Raw genomic sequence first — 17,543 nt, 5'->3', positions numbered from 1 at the left:
CTAGCCATTGTGCCACACCCTGGCGGTCCGCCCGACCGGGGAGCAGGCCCCCGCCTGCCCCCGCCCACGCGGAAGCGACACCCGGCGCCGGGAGGTGACCGGCGCGGGTGTGCGCAACCCGGCCCGCGGGATGCGGCTGCCACGAGCAGCCGCGTCCTCAGGCCGCCACGGCCTCCGGAATGCGGAAGGGCTTGCCGCAGCCCCCACACACGATCGGCGCCTGGGCCAGCACCGACGGGACGACCCGCACGTTACGACCGCAGTCGCACACCGCTTTGACGCGGACACCGCCACCGGACGAGCCGTGCCGGGCGGCCGGGCCGCGGAACGTACGGGAGGTGTCGGCCGAGGTGGCGACGGTGTGGGCCTTGAGCGCGCGCTGGAGGCGCTCGATCGTCGGCCGGTAGCGCCGCTTGGCCTCGGGGTTGAGCTGGACCAGTGAGAAGCCGCTGCTGGGATGCGGTTCGTCGGGGTGGTCCAGGCCCAGCTCCTCGGCGATCGCGAGGAATCTGCGGTTGTGGTAGCGGCCGGCGCGGGACGTGTCGCGCACGCCGCGCGAAGCGGCGATGCCATGGACTGCCTCATGCAGCAGTCGCTCGAAGGAGAGCTCGTGTCCGCAGGCGGACGACGACTCTCCGATCAGGGACTCGGGCGCGGCCAGATCGGGCAGCTCGGGGTGGTACCGCTGAATGTCGGCCCACGCCTCTGCCAGCTCTGCGGCGAGAACAGGTGGTGTCTGTGTCGTGCTCACGTAATGACAACGAGCCGGAGTGCCCCTGTGTTCCGATTCCGGGGCATCCCAAATAATTTGCACGTACCCGTCAGTTGCCGCTGATGCGTCCGGAGGAGGGCGGGTGCGCTGATCTGCGGAGAAGCCTCACAGCTCATCACAAGGTGGTGCGTAGCCGTCTGTACGACCCGGCGCGTAGACGGTGTCCACACGCCGGGCGAGCCGCACTCCGCCGGTGCGCAAGAGGCGTTTCGGCCGCTCTCCCCCGGAGGGGCGTCACTTCAGTAAGCGCGCGCGACGACCGCGACGTTACCGGGTGCCCCGTCGGCGTCCGGGACCGACCCGTCCTCGGCGACCAGACACCGCACGGTCACCGCGTGCTCGGCCAGCTCGGCCTCGCCCTCCTCGCCGAGCGTCGCCCACGGAATGCGCGCCCAGCCGCCCGCGCTCACGGCCTCGACGGCCTCCGCGACCGTCGACACCTCCGAGGTCCGCGCCTCGCGCCGCTCGCGCGACTGCGTCAGCAGCAGCGCCTGGTCCTCCTCCAGGACCACGGGAAGCAGGTCTACGAGTGCGTCGATCGCGACCGACTCCTTGCCTCCCCCGGGGATCCGGCGGGCCAGCATCGCCGTGCCGTTCTCCAGGTCGCGGGGTCCGACCTCGATCCGTACCGGCACGCCCTTGAGCTCCCAGTCGACGGCCCGGCGCCCGAAGGGGACGTCCGTGCGGTCGTCGACGCGGACGCGCAGGCCCGCCGCCTTCAGCCGGGCCCCGATCTCGCGGACCTTGGCGAGAACCGCCTCGTCGCCCTTGATCGCGAGGACGACGACCTGGATCTGCGCCAGCCGCGGCGGCACCCGGAGTCCGTCGTCGTCGCCGTGCATCATCACCAGGGCGCCGATCATGCGCGTGGTCGAGCCCCAGGAGGTCTGCCAGACCAGCTCCTGCTTGCCCTCCCGCGACAGGTACTGCGTGCTGAAGGCCTTCGCGAAGTTCTGGCCCAGCTCGTGGCTGGTCGCCATCTGCAGCGCCTTGCCGTCGCCCATCATCCCTTCCAGGGTGAGGGTGTTGATGGCTCCGGCGAACCGCTCCTTGGCCGTCTTGCGGCCCGGTACGACGTCCATCGCGAGGACGTTGACCATGAAGTCCTCGTACACCCGGCGGTGGATGTGCGCGGCGAAGTCGCGCGCCTCCTCGTAGGTCGCGTGCGCCGTGTGGCCCTCCTGCCAGAGGAACTCGCTGGTGCGCAGGAACAGGCGGGGGCGCAGCTCCCAACGGACCACGTTGGCCCACTGGTTGATCAGCAGGGGCAGATCGCGGTAGCTCTGCACCCACTTCGCGAAGTACTCGTTGATGATCATCTCGGAGGTGGGCCGGACGACCGCGGGCTCCTCCAGCTCCTTGCCGCCGCCGTGGGTGACCACGGCCAGCTCGGGTGCGAAGCCCTCGACGTGGTCCGCCTCGCGGGCGAGGTAGGACTGCGGGATCAGCAGCGGGAAGTAGGCGTTCTCGGTGCCCGTCTCCTTGATGCGGGCGTCCATCTCGGCCTGCATCCGCTCCCAGATGCCGTACCCGTACGGTCGGATGACCATGGAGCCGCGCACCGGTCCGTTGTCGGCCAGTTCGGCCTTGCTGATCAGGTCCTGGTACCAGCGGGGGAAGTCGTCCGCCCGCGGGGTGAGTACGGGTGCCTTAGCCATGGCGAGATCGTACGGGCCCACGTTGCCGTCATGTGAATTCTCGCCACTCCCACGGGCCGGCCACAAGCGGGGGCCCACAACCCCTGGACGCCGTAGCGCGTGCGGAGTTTGCTGGCATACGGGGGAAGTGCGGGCGCACATCACGGGGGGCCTCGGAAACGGGCACGGACACAACTCTCGGCGGATTGGGGCGCTTTCGATGACACCTACGCTCGTGCGGCAGTACCTGCCACATACGGGGCCCGTGCCCCGGGTGGACCTGGGGGCACGCGCGCGTGACTGGTCCGAGATCCAGGAGCGGATGCTGGTGCCGCTCTACGAAGCCGTCTACCGGCGACTGGAGGTGGGGACCGGCACCCGGCTGCTCGGTCTCGGCTGCGGCTCCGGGCTCGCCCTGCTGATGGCGGCCTCCAGAGGCGCGACGGTCACCGGGGTCGAGCACTTCTCCCCCGAGCGGCTGACCCTGGCCCGGGAGCGCCTGCTCCCGGACGCACACGCCCCACGCGCGCGTGCCCGCACCCGGCTCGTCTACGGCTCTCCCAGGGACGCGGCCGACGCGGAGACGCCCGCGTACACCCTGGTGACCGCTTTCGAGCCCATCGGGTGTCTCGCGGGCGACGCGGAGGGGCTCGGTGACACGCTCGCCGCCGCGACGCCGCTCGCCGCGCGCGGGGCGCCCGTGGTGCTGGCGGGCTGGGGTCCGCCGGAGCGCTGTGCGACCTCGTCCGTGCTGCGGGTGGCGACCAGGCTGGCGGACCCGCTGCGCGGTACGGGCAGCCCGCGCCCGGTGCTCCGCGACGACCTGGAGGTGGTCGCCCAGCGCGCGGGGCTCCGGCCGGACGGCTCGGGCCGGGTGGCGTGCCCCTTCGGGTACGCGGATGTGGAGAGCGGTGTGAGGGGACTGCTGTCGACGGGACTCTTCGACGCGGCGATCGTCGCGACGGATCGGGCGCAGGTGGACAAGGAGTTGGCGGAGGCGTTGCATCCGTATCGTCGGCAGGACGGGACGGTGTGGATGCCGAACGTCTTCCGGTATCTGATCGCGCGTACGACCTGAGGAGGACTCGGCGCGGGTACGACCTGAGGAGGACTACGGCTCTTCCTTGAAGAGGCGTGTCACGCCCGCGATGCGGTACGCGTCCGTCTCCTCCAGGGTCTCGTTCTCCAGGAGGGCCGCCGCGAGGGAGTCCAGCTGGCCGCGGTGGTCGCGGAGTTTGCGGCACGCCTCGTCGTAGCACTCGTCGACGACGCGGCGCATCTCGTCGTCGATCACGTCCAGGGTCTGCGGCGCGGCGGCGAGGCCGTAGGCCTGCTGGGCGTCGTTGGGGAGGGCGGAGAGGCGGCCGACGCGCTCGCTCATGCCCCAGCGGGCGACCATCCCGCGCGCGATGTTGGTGACCTGTTCGAGGTCGCTCTCGGCACCGGTGGTGATCACGCCGTAGACGACCTGTTCCGCGGCCATGCCGCCGAGGGCGCCGATGATGCGGCCGCGCAGGTACTCCTCGGTGTAGGCGTACTTGTCGGAGTCCGGTGTCGAGAGCGTGACGCCGAGGGCCCTCCCGCGCGGGACGATGGTGATCTTGCGGACCGGGTCGGCGCCGGGCTGGAGCATGCCGAGGAGGGCGTGGCCGCTCTCGTGGTAGGCGGTGCGGCGGCGCTCCTGCTCGGGCATCACCAGCGGTCGTTCCGCGCCCAGTTGGACCTTCTCCAGCGCCTCGGAGAGGTCGGACTGGGTGACCTCGCTCTGCTTGCGCTTGACGGCGAGGAGGGCGGCCTCGTTGGCGAGGTTGGCGAGTTCGGCGCCGGTCATGCCCGGGGTCGTACGGGCGACCTGGGCGAGGTTCACGTCCTTCGCGAGCGGGATCTGACGGGTGTGGATCTCCAGGATCGCCTCGCGTCCGCCCCGGTCGGGCGGGGAGACCACGACCACCCGGTCGAAGCGGCCGGGACGGGTCAGCGCCGGGTCCAGGACGTCGGCGCGGTTGGTGGCCGCGATGACGATGACGCCCTCGGAGCCGGAGAAGCCGTCCATCTCGGTGAGGATCTGGTTCAGGGTCTGCTCGCGCTCGTCGTGACCGCCCATCCCGGAGCCGCCGCCGCGGGCCCGGCCGATGGTGTCGATCTCGTCGATGAAGATGATCGAGGGGGCCACCTTGCGGGCCTCCGCGAACAGTTCACGCACGCGTGAGGCACCGACACCGACGATCATCTCGATGAACTCGGAGGCCGACGCCGAGAAGAACGGCACCCCGGCCTCCCCCGCGACCGCCCGCGCGAGCAGTGTCTTCCCGGTGCCGGGCGGTCCCGCGAGGAGGACGCCCCGGGGCATCTTGGCGCCCATCCTGCGGTATTCGTCGGGGTTCTTGAGGAAGTCGACGACGTCGTTCAGCTCGCCCTCGACCTCGTCGATGCCGGCCACGTCCTCGAAGGTCGTGCGCTGTTTGCCGGGTTCCAGCTCGACGGGCTTGGGCGGGGCCTTGCGGCCGAGCATGCCGCCCGCGCCGCCCATCCCGGAGCTCATCCGGCGCGCGATGAAGAGCCAGAGGACGACCAGGAGCAGCATCGGGGCCAGCGAGATCAGGAGATTGGCCAGAAAGCTGCGGTGCTGGACGACCGGTTCCGCCGTGACGGTGACGTCGTGCTTGGTCAGGTCCTCCCAGAGCTGGTCGTCCGCGAAGGTCGGCCGCTCGGTGTCGAACTTGGTGTACTTGCCGTCGCCGTCCGGGTTCTTCTGCTCCTTCTTGAGCTGGCCCTGGATCGCGTTGCCCTTGGCGTAGATCTTGGTGACGTTGCCCGCGTCGACCTGCTTGCTGAACTCCGTGTACGAGATGGTCGGTTCGTCGCCCTCGTTGAAGAACGACAGGATCAGGTTGGCGATCAGGTACACGACCAGCGCGGTGAGGATCAGGCTCCACCAGCTGCCGCGCATCTTCTTCCCGCCCGGCGACGGCTTCGGGGGCTCGTCCGGGGTGCCCTCGGTACGCCAGGGCTGGTCGGGCGACTTGCGCGGCGGCGCGGGGTTGGTCATATCGGCAAGTTACGACACGGGCCAGGCGTCGGCACGCCCAGGATGCGCCGAGGGCGCCCTTCCGGAGAAGGGCGCCCTCGGCGACGTGGAGCGGCGGTCGGCCCGTGGGCCTCCGGCGCTCGGACCACGGGCCGTCAGCCCATGAACTTCTTGAACTCGTCCGGCAGCTCGAAGTCCTGGCCGCCCTGCTCGGGCAGTCCGAACGCGTTGCCGCCACCGGCCGCTCCGGCCTCGCGGCGCCGGGCCTCCTCCAGCTCCTGCTGCTTGCGCTTCATCGGGTTGCCCGAACGCTGCTTGCCCTTGGCCTGCTTGGGCTGCTTCTTGGTGCGGCCGGGGCCGCCGCCCATGCCCGGCATCCCCGGCATGCCGGGCATCCCGCCGCCCTGCGCCATGCGGGACATCATCTTGCGGGCCTCGAAGAACCGCTCGACCAGGCCCTTCACGGCGCTGACCTCGACGCCGGAGCCCTTGGCGATACGGGCGCGGCGCGAGCCGTTGATGATGGTCGGCTCGGCGCGCTCGGCCGGGGTCATCGACTTGATGATCGCGGCCGTACGGTCGACGTCCCGCTCGTCCAGGTTGTTGATCTGATCCTTGATCTGGCCCATGCCGGGGAGCATGCCGAGCAGCTTGCTGATGCTGCCCATCTTCCTGACCTGTTCCATCTGGGACAGGAAGTCGTCGAGGGTGAAGTCCTGGCCCTTCTTGGACGCCAGCTTGGAGGCCATCTTCTCGGCCTCTTCTTGGCTGAACGTCTTCTCCGCCTGCTCGATGAGGGTGAGCAGGTCACCCATGTCGAGGATGCGGGAGGCCATCCGGTCCGGGTGGAAGGCGTCGAAGTCGTCGAGCTTCTCGCCGTTCGACGCGAACATGATCGGCTTGCCGGTGACCGAGGCGATCGACAGGGCCGCGCCACCGCGGGCGTCGCCGTCGAGCTTGGAGAGCACCACGCCGTCGAAGCCGACGCCGTCGCGGAAGGACTCGGCGGTGTTGACCGCGTCCTGGCCGATCATCGCGTCGACGACGAAGAGGATCTCGTCCGGCGAGACCGCGTCACGGATGTCCGCGGCCTGCCGCATCAGCTCCTGGTCGATGCCGAGGCGGCCGGCGGTGTCCACGATCACGATGTCGTGGACCTTGGACTTGGCGAACTCGATGGAGTCCTCGGCGACCTTGACCGGGTCGCCCACCCCGTTGCCCGGCTCGGGCGCGTAGACGGCGACGCCGGCCCGCTCGGCGACGACGCTCAGCTGGTTCACCGCGTTCGGGCGCTGGAGGTCGGCGGCGACGAGCAGCGGCGAGTGGCCCTGGTCCTTGAGCCACTTGCCGAGCTTGCCCGCGAGGGTCGTCTTGCCGGCACCCTGCAGGCCCGCGAGCATGATCACGGTCGGCGGGTTCTTGGCGAAGCGCAGGCGGCGGGTCTCGCCGCCGAGGATCGTCACGAGCTCCTCGTTGACGATCTTCAGGACCTGCTGGGCCGGGTTCAGCGCCTTGTTGACGTCGGCGCCGAGGGCGCGTTCCTTGACGTTCTTGATGAACGCCCGTACGACCGGCAGCGCCACGTCCGCTTCGAGGAGGGCGATACGGATCTCGCGCGCGGTGGCGTCGATGTCCGCCTCGCTCAGACGCCCCTTGCCACGCAGATTCTTGAAGGTCGCTGAGAGGCGGTCGGAGAGAGTATCGAACACGGCGGCGTCGGTCCTCGGAGTCGGGGGCAGTGTGAGCGTCTTCCAGGGTATCCGGCCGCGCAAGCGAATCGTCCCCGCCTGCGGGGCGGAAAGCCGGGACGGGCTCAGGCCCGCAGGGTCTCCTCCAGCTTCCGCGCCACCGACACCGCCTCGTCGCCCACCAGCGGGACGCCGTCGGCGGTCGTCACGTAGAAGGCGTCGACCGCGTTGGCGCCCAGCGTCGACACGTGCATGCTGCGGACCCGGACGCCCACGTCGTCCAGGGCGCGGCCGATCCGGTGCAGCAGACCCGGGGCGTCGTGCGCGCGCACCTCGATGACCGTGGCGTGCCGGGAGGCGGCCGGGGCGACCGTGACGCGGGCGGCGGGGGCGACGACACCCCGGCGGCGCGGATACGCGGCGTCGCGTTCGGCGAGGCGGCCCGCGATGTCCAGGGAGCCCTCCAGGGCGCGTACGAGATCGGCGCGCAGCCGGGCGGCCTGGGGCAGGGAGCCGTACTCGGCGGCGACCCGCCAGTTGAGCAGCAGGACGGAACCCTCCACGCCGTCCGGCAGGTCCAGCGCGCGCAGCTCCGCCGTGCGGACCGTCAGGCGGTGCATCGCCAGGACGCCCGCGACGGCGGGCAGCACGCCCGGCTGGTCGGGTACGGCGATCAGCAGCTCCACGCCGAGGGGTTCGGGGTCGCCCGCGGGCTCGTCCTCCGACGGGGGTTCGGTCTGGGCGCGCAGGGCGAGGACCGGGCCGCCGGTCGCGACGGCCTCGATCGCGAGGCGTTCCTGTTCGGCGGTGGCGGCGCCCGCCTCGGGCTCCTCGGGGGCGTCCCCGGAGAGGACGGCGGCGACGCGTTTCACCAGCTCGGTGACGAGGCCGGCCCGCCAGGAGGACCAGGCGGCCGGTCCGGTGGCCAGCGCGTCCGCCTCGGTCAGCGCGTGCAGCAGTTCCAGGGTGCCGGTCGTGCCGACCGCCTCGGCGACCGAACGGACCGTGGCCGGGTCCTCCAGGTCGCGCCGGGTGGCGGTCTCGATGAGCAGCAGGTGATGGCGTACGAGGGTGGCGAGTACGGCGACGTCGGCGCGGTCGAAGCCGATGCGGGCGGCCACGTCCTTGGCGATGATCTCGCCGGCCACGGAGTGGTCGCCGGGCCAGCCCTTGCCGATGTCGTGCAGTAGCGCGGCGACCAGGAGGAGGTCGGGGCGGCTGACGCGGCGGGCGAACTCCGAGGCGCGGACGGCGGTTTCGATGAGGTGCCGGTCGACGGTCCAGATGTGCACGGCGTTGCGCTGCGGGCGGCAGCGCACCCGCTCCCAGTCCGGCAGGAGCCGGGTGATCAGGCCCTCCGCCTCCAGCGCCTCCCACACCTCCACCGTGGGCTGTCCGGAACCGAGCAGTGTCACCAGCTGCTCGCGCGCCTCGGCGGGCCACGGCGTGGGCAGGGGGCGCACCCCGGCCGCCATGCGCCGTACGGCGTGCAGCGAGAGCGGGAGTCCGGCCTGGGCCGCGGCCGCGGCGGCACGCAGCGGGAGGACCGGGTCGCGCTCGGGGCGCGCGGCGCGGGCGAGCACCACCTCGCCGTCCTGCTCGACCACGCCCTCGGCGAGCGGGGAGCGCTCGGTGGCGGGTTTCGCGCCCCCGCCGAGCATGGCGCGCAGCCTCGGCCGCACGGCCCGGGAGCGCAGCACGCGCCCCACTTCACGCCAGGTGACGTCACTGGCGTACGACACGACACGCGCCGCCTCGTAGACCTGCCGCAGCAGGGTGTCCGCGTCGAGCAGGCCCAGCTCGGCGGCGACCTGGTCCTGCTCCTGGAGCGCGAGCCGGTCCGTGGCGCGCCCGGTGGTCAGGTGCAGGGCGTCGCGCACGTCGAGGAGGGCGCGGCGGGCGTCGGCGAGCCCCTCGCGCGGGGCGTCGGCGAGCCAGGAGGCGGCCACGGCACGCAGCGCGGTGGCGTCGCGCAGTCCGCCGCGGGCCTCCTTGAGGTCGGGTTCCAGGAGGTACTGCAGCTCGCCCTGGCGCTCGGCGCGTTCGGCGCAGAGTTCCTGGAGTTCGGGGAGGCGTTTCGGCGCCTGGTTGCGCCAGTCGGCGAGGACGGCCGTGCGCAGCGAGGCGGTCAGGCCGAGGTCGCCCGCGATGTGGCGGGCGTCGAGGAGGCCGAGCTGGACCTTGAGGTCCTCGCCCGCGGTCCTGCGGGCCTCGGCGGGGGTGCGGACGGAGTGGTCGAGGGCGAGACCGAGGTCCCAGACCGGGTACCAGATGCGGTCGGCCAGCGCGGCGACCGCGCCGGAGTCGCCGCCGTCGTGCAGGAGGAGCAGGTCGAGGTCGCTGCGCGGGGAGAGTTCGCCGCGGCCGTAGCCGCCGACCGCGACCAGGGAGACGCCCTTGAGCGTCTCGGATCCGGCGGTGAAGAGGCCGGTCAGCCAGTCGTCGGTCAGTTCGGCGAGGGCCGCACGGCGCGGCGGCCCGGACCGCGCCCCCTCGGTGAGGAGGCGCAGCCGGGCCGCCGCGTAGCCGCTGGGTCCGGAGTCCTCTGCATCCTTGCGCACGTCCGTACTCGTCACCCAGCGACTCCTGTCCTGTTTCCTTTTAGAGCGCGTCCGGTCCGCGCTCGCCGGTCCTGACCCGGACGGCCGTCTCGACCGGGAGGGACCAGACCTTGCCGTCACCGATCTTGCCCGTACGGGCGGCCTTCACGATGACGTCGATCAGCTGCTCGGCGTCGTCGTCGTCGACCAGCACCTCGATGCGGATCTTGGGGACCAGGTCGACCGTGTACTCGGCACCCCGGTAGACCTCGGTGTGTCCCCGCTGACGACCGTAGCCGCTCGCCTCGGTGACCGTCAGACCGTGGACCCCGAAGGCCTGGAGGGCTTCCTTGATCTCGTCGAGCCGGTGAGGCTTGACGACGGCGGTGATGAGCTTCATGCGTCCACCTTCTTCGTCTGCGGGACGGAGGCCACGGAGCTGCTGCCGAGGCCGCCGCCGGCACCGCTGAAGTCGTATGCGGTCTCGGCGTGCTGCGCCTGGTCGATGCCGGCGATCTCCTCGTCCTCGGTGACCCGCATACCGATGGTCTTGTCGAGGAGGAAGGCGAGGATCGCGGAGGCGACCAGGGAGTAGGCGAGGACCGCGAAGACACCGGCGCACTGGATCCAGAACTGGTGCATGCCTCCGCCGTAGAAGAGGCCCTGCACGTCGGACTGGCCCTTGCCGCTGGCGAAGAGGCCGATCAGGAGGGAGCCGAGGATACCGCCGACCATGTGGACGCCGACGACGTCGAGGGAGTCGTCGATGTTGAACTTGTACTTCAGGCCGACGGCCGCGGCGCAGCCGACACCGGCGATGACGCCGACGGCGATCGCTCCGACCGGGGAGACAGCGCCACCGGACGGGGTGATCGCGACCAGACCGGCGACGGCACCCGAGGCCGCGCCCAGCGTGGTGAACGCGCCGTGCCGGATCTTCTCGTAGGCGAGCCAGGCGAGCATGGCGGCGGCGGTGGCGACCTGGGTGTTGACGAACATCAGCGCGCCGACGCCGTCGTCGTTGCCGAGCCACGATCCGGCGTTGAAGCCGAACCAGCCGAACCACAGCAGACCGGCGCCGAGCATGACCAGCGGCAGGCTGTGCGGGCGCATGGGGTCGCGCTTGAAGCCGACGCGCTTGCCGATGACCAGGATGACGCCGAGGGCGCCGGCACCGGCGTTGATGTGGACGGCCGTACCACCGGCGAAGTCGATCACGCCGAGCTTGTAGGCCCAGCCGTCGGCGCCCCACACCCAGTGGGCGACCGGGACGTAGACGATCGTCAGCCACAGGGCGACGAAGAGCGCCCAGGCCGAGAACTTCACGCGGTCGGCGATGGCACCGCTTATGAGGGCGGGGGTGATGACGGCGAACATCATCTGGAAGACCATGAAGACGAAGATCGGGATGGTGTAGCCGTCCCAGAGCTCCGTCAGTCCGACGTTGCTCATCCCCAGCCAGTCGGAGTTGTAGCCGATGAAGCCGTTACTCGAACCGAAGGCGAGGGAGAAGCCGTAGAGCACCCACAAGATGGTGACGATCCCGATGCTGACGAAGCTCATCATCAGCATGTTCAGGGTGCTCTTGACGCGGACCATGCCTCCGTAGAAGAAGGCGAGTCCCGGTGTCATGAGCAGCACCAGGGCGGAACAGATGAGCATGAAGCCTGTGTTCGCGGAGGACAGTTTGGGTGCCTCAGCGGCAAGCGTGATGGCGGCTGATGCCATCGGCGTCTCCTCGTCGGTTGTACGGCCCCGTGCGGGCGAAGCCTGGATGCGGTCCGGTCAAGGCGGGGGGTCCGGTTATGCGCCATGAGATTGGCGCAGCGCGGTTTCGGTCGAAGCCCCTCGTTGTTTCGCCGGGGTGACGAAGGCGCCGTACGTGTTACGCGTCGATGAACCGCCGGATCTCCGGCCGCGCGATCGTTATCGTGGCGCAACCTTTTCGCGTGGCGGGAAACCGGCCGCGGCCCGCCTCCCGGCGGCCCGGCGCGGGGGCGCCGGGGCATGGGGCACGGCCCCTTCGGCGCGCCGCGGGGCCGGGCCGGGAGCCGTCCGGCGCCCCGGGCGTTTCCGGCCGGGGACCGGCGTCGCGGACCATGGCGCGGCGGGTCTTTCGAATACGAGCGGGGACGCGCCGGGACCGGTCGGCGGCGGAACAGGACCGGCCGCGGTCGGCCTTCCGATGACCTGGCATGGGGGAGCCGAGTCGGGCTGTTCGGGAGGGCCGGCCGCGGCCGGGGTTCGGGTGTCAGACCGCTTCGGCGGTCTCCGGCAGCTCGACGGCGAGCCGCTCGGTGAGGTCGACGATCTCGGCCAGCTCGCCGAAGTCGCGGACCGCGGTGTCGACGGTCTTGCGGATACGGGTGTTGACGCGCTCGGAGCGCACCTTCTTGGCGACGGTCATCGCCTCCGTCGCCAGCACCGCGCTCTGCTCGGGCTCCCGCCGCAGCAGGTGCACGGTGGCCATGCCGATGAGGTTGAGCGCGTACGACCGCTGGTGCTCGTCGTCCTTGGCGAAGAGGTCCACCGCCCGCTGCATGACCGGTTCGGCGAGCGAGGCGTAGGCGGGGCTGCGGCCGGCGACGTAGGCGAGGTCGCGATAGGAGTGCGAGTTCTCCCCGTACAGCTCGGCCTCGGAGAAGAAGCGGATCCAGTCCGGGTCCGGGTCGTCCCAGTCGTGGACGTCCGCGAAGGTGTCCTCGGCCATCCGGACGGCCCGCTTGCACTTCCCGGGCTGGCCCATGTTGGCGTAGGCGCGGGCCTCCATCGCATACAGCATCGACTGGGTCCGCGGGCTCGCGCAGTCCCGGCTGCCGTACTGCGCGAGGTGGATCAGCTCCAGCGCGTCGTCGGGCCGCCCGAGGTGGATCATCTGCCGGCTCATGCTGGACAGGACGTACGACCCGAGCGGCTTGTCCCCCGCCTCCTTGGCCGCGTGCAGGGCGAGGACGAAGTACTTCTGGGCGGTGGGCTGGAGCCCCACGTCGTACGACATCCACCCGGCCAGCTCGGCGAGTTCGGCGGCGACCTTGAACAACTTCCGTGTGGTGGCCTCGGGTTGAGGCTCCTGCAGCAGGTCGGTCACCTCGTGCAGCTGTCCTACGACCGCCTTGCGGCGCAGGCCGCCGCCGCACTGGGCGTCCCACTTGCGGAACATCGCGGTGGTGGACTCCAGCAGCTCCAACTCGGGCCGGGAGAGCCGCCCTTGGTGCCGCGAGGCGCTCGCGGACTCGGGCTCCGGCTGCTGGGTCGAGGCGCCGGGGACGAGCCAGCGCTGCATGGGCTCGATGAGGGAAGGACCGGCCGACAGGGCCAGCGAGGCGCCGAGGAAGCCGCGCCGGGCCAGCATGAGGTCGCTGCGCGAGAACTCGCTGAGCAGGGCCACCGTCTGAGGGGCCGTCCACGGCAGGTCGACGCCGGACACGGAGGGCGCCTGGCGGGCCGCGCGCAGGCCCAGGTCCTCGACCGAGACGACGCAGCCGAAGCGCTCGGAGAACAGCTCCGAGAGGATCCTCGGGATCGGCTCGCGCGGGTTCTCGCCGTCCAGCCAGCGGCGCACCCGCGAGGTGTCCGTGGAGATGTGATTGGCCCCCAACTGCCGTGCCCGGCGGTTCACTTGCCGCGCGAGCTCACCCTTGGACCAGCCGCTGCGCACGAACCACGAGCCGAGCAGCTCATTGGGGCGCTTCTCCGTACTGGTCGCGGTTGTCCCGCTTCCGCCGTTGCCGCCCACTGGAACGCCCCCATCCCTGGAACCACTTGTCGCCGCTGTGCGCCAAGCCCTATCAGAATGCCGGTAAACACGGCTTCCCGTCCCGCACTTGTCACCCTTCGAACGAGATGACGAGTTGCCTCCGGCATACCCACGAGTGCATGTGCCCCGGGGGCTTGTGCACTCAAAGTAATCCTACGATCACCCGTCCAGCCACGGCGATCGCGGAAACGCCACCATTCGCCACCCCTTCGAATGAACCTACGGTTGCCCGCGCACGATTCACTTGACATAGGACGACCGGAAGTGGGCGGAGCGGTGCGCGCAGGGGCGCGTGCCGTCGAGTGCACCACCCGGGGTGCCCCCGGACGCCGTCTGGACCACGCGGTGCGGGGCAGGCGTAGACACAGAGTGACGTTACGAATCCGTCTCGTAACCACCGGTGCGTTGGACCCGTTGGAGGGGGCATGGGCTTCACGATCGGCAGCAGCCGGGCCATCCGCGACATCCGCTCCGGCACGCGCCGCCGCGGCCGCACGTCGGAGTGCACGGCCGTGGCCGAGTTCACCGGCCTCTGGGGCTGGGACGTGGTCGCGGGCGCGCGGGCCGCCGGCGGCGCGTGCTCCTGCGGCGACACGGCATGCCGTACGCCGGGCGCGCACCCACTGACCTTCGCGCCGGAGGTGCGCGCCGGCGCCACCCTCGGTGAAGTGACCGACACCTGGGCCGAGTTGCCCGGCGCCGCGGTGATGCTGCCGGTGGGCCGCGCGTTCGACGTGATCGAGGTCGCCGAGCCCGCGGGGCGCCGCGCACTGGCCCGCCTGGAGCGCATGGGCCTCCCGCTCGGCCCGGTCACCGCCACCCCCGACCACCGCGCCCAGTTCTTCGTCGCCCCCGGCGCCGCCGCCGAACTCCCCACCCTCCTCTACCGCATGGGCTGGGACGACCCCACCTCCCTGGACCTCCGGGGCCTCGGCCCGGGCACCCACATCACCGCCCCGCCCTCGGACCGCGCGGGCCTGGGCCCGGTCACCTGGCTCCGCTCCCCCGCCCTCGACTCGGCGACCAGACCCCCGGCGGCCCGCCTGCTTCTGGGCACCCTGGCGTACGTGGCGCACAGGTCGCGCGCGTAGTGCCCTCGTAGGCAGTGGACGACGAAGTGCCCCTCTCCGCGCCGGAGAGGGGCACTTCGCACTCAGGGGCCGACGTCAGCACCCCGTCAGGGGCGCGGGGAACGGCGCGACCAGCCCCCGCGGACCGGCAGCCGGAGGACGACCGGACCCGCGGAACGTCAGTCGCCGATAAGGGCGTCAACAAACGCCTCCGGCTCGAACGGCGCCAGGTCGTCCGCCCCTTCACCGAGCCCGATCAGCTTCACCGGCACTCCCAGCTCCCGCTGCACGGCGATCACGATGCCGCCCTTGGCCGTGCCGTCGAGCTTCGTCAGCACGATCCCGGTGATGTCGACGACCTCGGCGAAGACGCGGGCCTGCACCAGGCCGTTCTGGCCGGTCGTGGCGTCGAGCACCAGCAGCACCTCGTCGAGCGGCGCGTGCTTCTCCACGACCCGCTTGACCTTCCCCAGCTCGTCCATGAGCCCGGTCTTCGTGTGCAACCGCCCGGCCGTGTCGATGAGGACGACGTCGACCCCCATCTCCTTGCCCTCCTTCACCGCGTCGAAGGCGACGGAGGCGGGGTCACCGGCCTCGGGCCCGCGCACGGTGTGGGCACCGACCCGCTCGCCCCAGGTCTGCAGCTGGTCGGCCGCGGCGGCCCGGAAGGTGTCGGCGGCGCCGAGCACGACGGTCCGCCCGTCGGCCACGAGCACGCGCGCGAGCTTGCCGGTGGTGGTGGTCTTGCCGGTGCCGTTGACCCCGACGACCATCACGATGCCGGGCTTGCGGCCCTCGGGCTCGGTCCTCACGGTCCGGTCGATGTCGGTGCCGACCAGCTTGAGCAGCTCCTCGCGGAGCAGCGTGCGCAGTTCCTGCGGGGTACGGGTGCCGAGCACCTTCACCCGGGCGCGCAGCCCGTCGACCAGTTCCTGGGTGGGGGCGACGCCGACGTCGGCGGTGAGGAGGGTGTCCTCGATCTCCTCCCAGGTGTCCTCGTCGAGGTGCTCGCGGGACAGGAGCGTGAGCAGCCCCTTGCCGAGCGCGTTCTGTGAGCGGGACAGCCGCGAGCGGAGCCGGACGAGCCGTCCGGCGGTCGGCTCGGGGACTTCCAGGACGGGGACGTCCGGTGCGGGGGGTTCCTCGACGGCGACCGGGGCCGAACCGTCCGGGAGATCCACCTCCTCTATGGTCCGGCGCGCTTCGTCGCGCGGGGTCTCGGCCTCGTCGCCGACGTGCGGCTCGGCCGGCGGGGCGGTGATGTCGGGCACGGAGGTGGGCGGCGGGGGCAGCGGCTTCTTGCGCCGGCTGCCGACGACGAGCCCGCCGAGCGCACCGAGCACGACCACGGCGATGACTACAGCAAGGATGACGGTTTCCATAACCCACCCAGTATCAGCCATGGGCCTCGCCGGGGCCCAGCGCGGGCGCGCCCGGACCCGCACGCGCCGGGGAGCCCGGAGCCCCGGACGGCGGCGGTCGCGGCCATGGCCATCTGACGCCTCGTCAGCTACCGTCCCCCAGCACACACGACCCCGCCGCACCCGAAGGGGGACCTCCCATGCCCGTCTCGGTCGTACGCTTCAACCTGGTCGAACCCGGTGCCACCCCCGCCTCGCTCAGCGCCCGCTACCGGGCCGCCCTGGAGATGGCCGCGTACGCCGACGAGCACGGGATCACCACCGTGCAGACGGAGGAGCACCACGGCGTCGCCAACAACTGGCTGCCCTCGCCCTTCGCCTTCGCGGGCGCGGTGTTCGGCGCGACCCGGCAGATCGCGGTGACCGTGTCGGCGGTCATCGGCCCGCTGCACGACCCGCTGCGGCTGGCCGAGGACATCGCCGTGCTCGACCTGCTCAGCGGCGGCCGGCTGGTGACCGTGGCCGGGATCGGCTACCGGCCCGAGGAGTACGCCCAGTTCGACGTGGACTGGAAGCGCCGGGGCAGGCTCCAGGACGAGCTGCTGGAGACGCTCGTGAAGGCCTGGTCCGGCGAGGAGTTCGAGTACCGCGGCCGTACCGTACGGGTCACCCCGCGCCCCCTCTCCGACCCGCACCCCCTGCTGCTGGTCGGCGGTTCCTCGAAGGCCGCCGCCCGCCGGGCCGCCCGCCTGGGCCTGCCGTTCTTCCCCAGCGCGCACCTGCCCGACCTGGAGGCGTACTACAAGGACCGGCTCGTCGAGTACGGCACCGAGGGCTGGACGATGATGCCGGGGGCGGAGACGCCGTTGCTGCACATCGCCGAGGACCCGGACCGGACCTGGGCCGAGTACGGGGCGCACTTCCTGCACGAGGCACGGACCTACGCCTCCTGGCAGTCCGGGGAGATCCGCTCGGCGGTGAAGTCGGGGGCGACGACCGTGGCGGAGCTGCGCGCGGAGGGCGTGTACCGGATCCTCACGCCGGACCAGTGCGTGGCGCTGGGGCTCGACAACCTCGTCCTGCATCCGCTGGCGGGCGGGATGCCGGTGGAGGAGGGGTGGCGCAGCCTGCGGCTGTTCGCGGAACAGGTGCTGCCGCGGCTCGAAGGGTGACCCCTGCCCGGAGGGTGACCTTTACCCGGAACCGGTGGACCGGCCGCGCCACCGGTGGTCCACTGCGGTCATGACCTTGGCTGTGGATGTGTTCCTGCGTGACGCGGACGGCCGGTGGAAGGTGCTCGACGTCCCGGAGGGATGCAACGACGCGGCCGGGTCCGAGGACTGGCGCGAGACCGTGTGGGGCTCGGCGCCCGTCCGTGCGCTGGGCGCCACCTACCTTCCCGTGCTGGCCTCCGGCGACCTGTACGTCGAGGCGCCGGACGTGCCGGAGTTCCTGCGCGAGACGGCGCTGCTCCGGGAGCACCTGGAAGCCCTCGCCGCGGCGGTCGGGGAGCGGTCCGATCTCGTCGGCAGCCGGCTGGACAACATCGAGGCCGCCGCTCTCCGGGCCCGGGGGATCGGCGGCGGCGTCCTCATCTGGTGAGGGAGGGTTTCGGGGAGACGGGCGGCGGGGGATGGAGCCCGTCTCCCCGAGTCGCTGGGTCCCGGTGCGCGGGACCCGGTCCTCGGGG

At 71.7% G+C, this 17,543-nt stretch carries 13 protein-coding genes; 4 read left to right on the top strand and 9 right to left on the bottom strand.

What is annotated here, in order from left to right; translation table 11 throughout:
* Positions 1–157 precede the first annotated feature (157 nt).
* Together ACIPTO_RS31425 and proS are read right to left on the bottom strand one after the other, a co-directional pair.
* Positions 158–751 carry a hypothetical protein gene (locus tag ACIPTO_RS31425; RefSeq protein ID WP_033282654.1) on the bottom strand — a complete coding sequence of 198 codons (594 nt, stop codon included), beginning with the start codon at positions 749–751 and terminating at the stop codon, positions 158–160.
* A 260-nt stretch (positions 752–1,011) separates the two neighbouring features.
* Positions 1,012–2,430 carry a proline--tRNA ligase gene (proS, locus tag ACIPTO_RS31420; protein ID WP_401197747.1) on the bottom strand — a complete coding sequence of 473 codons (1,419 nt, stop codon included), beginning with the start codon at positions 2,428–2,430 and terminating at the stop codon, positions 1,012–1,014.
* Positions 2,431–2,629: 199 nt separating this feature from the next.
* On the opposite strand from proS, the gene ACIPTO_RS31415 reads away from it, so the two are divergent.
* The gene (locus tag ACIPTO_RS31415; protein WP_401197744.1) at positions 2,630–3,487 is read left to right on the top strand and encodes an SAM-dependent methyltransferase; all 858 of its coding nucleotides are present in this window, start codon (positions 2,630–2,632) and stop codon (positions 3,485–3,487) included.
* A gap of 33 nt (positions 3,488–3,520) precedes the next feature.
* Here the strand turns inward: ACIPTO_RS31415 and ftsH are convergent, their stop codons facing one another.
* The 6 genes from ftsH to ACIPTO_RS31385 form a co-directional block, all read right to left on the bottom strand.
* A complete protein-coding gene (gene ftsH, locus ACIPTO_RS31410) occupies positions 3,521–5,458 on the bottom strand; it encodes an ATP-dependent zinc metalloprotease FtsH (RefSeq protein ID WP_401197742.1) in 1,938 nt (645 codons plus the stop codon).
* Between the two features lie 134 nt (positions 5,459–5,592).
* Positions 5,593–7,146, bottom strand: coding sequence for a signal recognition particle protein (gene ffh / locus ACIPTO_RS31405; RefSeq protein WP_401197739.1), 1,554 nt, complete (start codon positions 7,144–7,146; stop codon positions 5,593–5,595).
* Between the two features lie 104 nt (positions 7,147–7,250).
* The gene (locus ACIPTO_RS31400; RefSeq protein ID WP_401197737.1) at positions 7,251–9,701 is read right to left on the bottom strand and encodes a [protein-PII] uridylyltransferase; all 2,451 of its coding nucleotides are present in this window, start codon (positions 9,699–9,701) and stop codon (positions 7,251–7,253) included.
* 25 nt (positions 9,702–9,726) lie between these two features.
* Complete coding sequence (locus ACIPTO_RS31395) at positions 9,727–10,065, bottom strand: P-II family nitrogen regulator (protein ID WP_366320929.1); 339 nt, start codon at positions 10,063–10,065, stop codon at positions 9,727–9,729.
* Positions 10,062–11,393, bottom strand: a complete 1,332-nt coding sequence (locus ACIPTO_RS31390) for an ammonium transporter (RefSeq protein WP_366320927.1) — start codon at positions 11,391–11,393, stop codon at positions 10,062–10,064. Before ACIPTO_RS31390 ends, ACIPTO_RS31395 begins: the two co-directional genes overlap by 4 nt.
* Before the next feature lie 523 nt (positions 11,394–11,916).
* Complete coding sequence (locus ACIPTO_RS31385; protein ID WP_401197734.1) at positions 11,917–13,401, bottom strand: hypothetical protein; 1,485 nt, start codon at positions 13,399–13,401, stop codon at positions 11,917–11,919.
* A gap of 446 nt (positions 13,402–13,847) precedes the next feature.
* Between ACIPTO_RS31385 and ACIPTO_RS31380 the strand changes: the two genes are divergently transcribed.
* Complete coding sequence (locus ACIPTO_RS31380; protein WP_366320923.1) at positions 13,848–14,513, top strand: bifunctional DNA primase/polymerase; 666 nt, start codon at positions 13,848–13,850, stop codon at positions 14,511–14,513.
* Between the two features lie 158 nt (positions 14,514–14,671).
* Here ACIPTO_RS31380 and ftsY read toward each other — a convergent pair whose 3' ends face one another.
* Entirely contained in the window at positions 14,672–15,874 is a 1,203-nt protein-coding gene (ftsY, locus tag ACIPTO_RS31375; RefSeq protein ID WP_366320921.1) for a signal recognition particle-docking protein FtsY, read from the bottom strand.
* A gap of 179 nt (positions 15,875–16,053) precedes the next feature.
* Between ftsY and ACIPTO_RS31370 the strand changes: the two genes are divergently transcribed.
* Both ACIPTO_RS31370 and ACIPTO_RS31365 read left to right on the top strand, forming a co-directional pair.
* On the top strand, positions 16,054–17,025 hold the full coding sequence (locus ACIPTO_RS31370; protein WP_401197730.1) for an LLM class flavin-dependent oxidoreductase: 972 nt from the start codon (positions 16,054–16,056) through the stop codon (positions 17,023–17,025).
* A 70-nt stretch (positions 17,026–17,095) separates the two neighbouring features.
* Positions 17,096–17,455 carry a hypothetical protein gene (locus tag ACIPTO_RS31365; protein ID WP_401197727.1) on the top strand — a complete coding sequence of 120 codons (360 nt, stop codon included), beginning with the start codon at positions 17,096–17,098 and terminating at the stop codon, positions 17,453–17,455.
* Positions 17,456–17,543: the final 88 nt, after the last annotated feature.

The sequence above is a fragment of the Streptomyces sp. NPDC090083 genome (assembly GCF_044747445.1).
Lineage (GTDB): Bacteria > Actinomycetota > Actinomycetes > Streptomycetales > Streptomycetaceae > Streptomyces.
Note: the sequence above shows the minus strand (reverse complement) of the source record. Positions and strands in the feature narration are given on the sequence as shown.

What these genes read in the sequence shown, in the direction of transcription:
- proS (WP_401197747.1), bottom strand. Translation starts at nt 2,430, where the DNA reads ATGGCTAAGGCACCCGTACTCACCCCGCGGGCGGACGACTTCCCCCGC.
- ACIPTO_RS31415 (WP_401197744.1), top strand. Translation starts at nt 2,630, where the DNA reads ATGACACCTACGCTCGTGCGGCAGTACCTGCCACATACGGGGCCCGTG.
- ftsH (WP_401197742.1), bottom strand. Translation starts at nt 5,458, where the DNA reads ATGACCAACCCCGCGCCGCCGCGCAAGTCGCCCGACCAGCCCTGGCGT.
- ACIPTO_RS31395 (WP_366320929.1), bottom strand. Translation starts at nt 10,065, where the DNA reads ATGAAGCTCATCACCGCCGTCGTCAAGCCTCACCGGCTCGACGAGATC.
- ACIPTO_RS31390 (WP_366320927.1), bottom strand. Translation starts at nt 11,393, where the DNA reads ATGGCATCAGCCGCCATCACGCTTGCCGCTGAGGCACCCAAACTGTCC.
- ACIPTO_RS31380 (WP_366320923.1), top strand. Translation starts at nt 13,848, where the DNA reads ATGGGCTTCACGATCGGCAGCAGCCGGGCCATCCGCGACATCCGCTCC.
- ftsY (WP_366320921.1), bottom strand. Translation starts at nt 15,874, where the DNA reads ATGGAAACCGTCATCCTTGCTGTAGTCATCGCCGTGGTCGTGCTCGGT.
- ACIPTO_RS31370 (WP_401197730.1), top strand. Translation starts at nt 16,054, where the DNA reads ATGCCCGTCTCGGTCGTACGCTTCAACCTGGTCGAACCCGGTGCCACC.
- ACIPTO_RS31365 (WP_401197727.1), top strand. Translation starts at nt 17,096, where the DNA reads ATGACCTTGGCTGTGGATGTGTTCCTGCGTGACGCGGACGGCCGGTGG.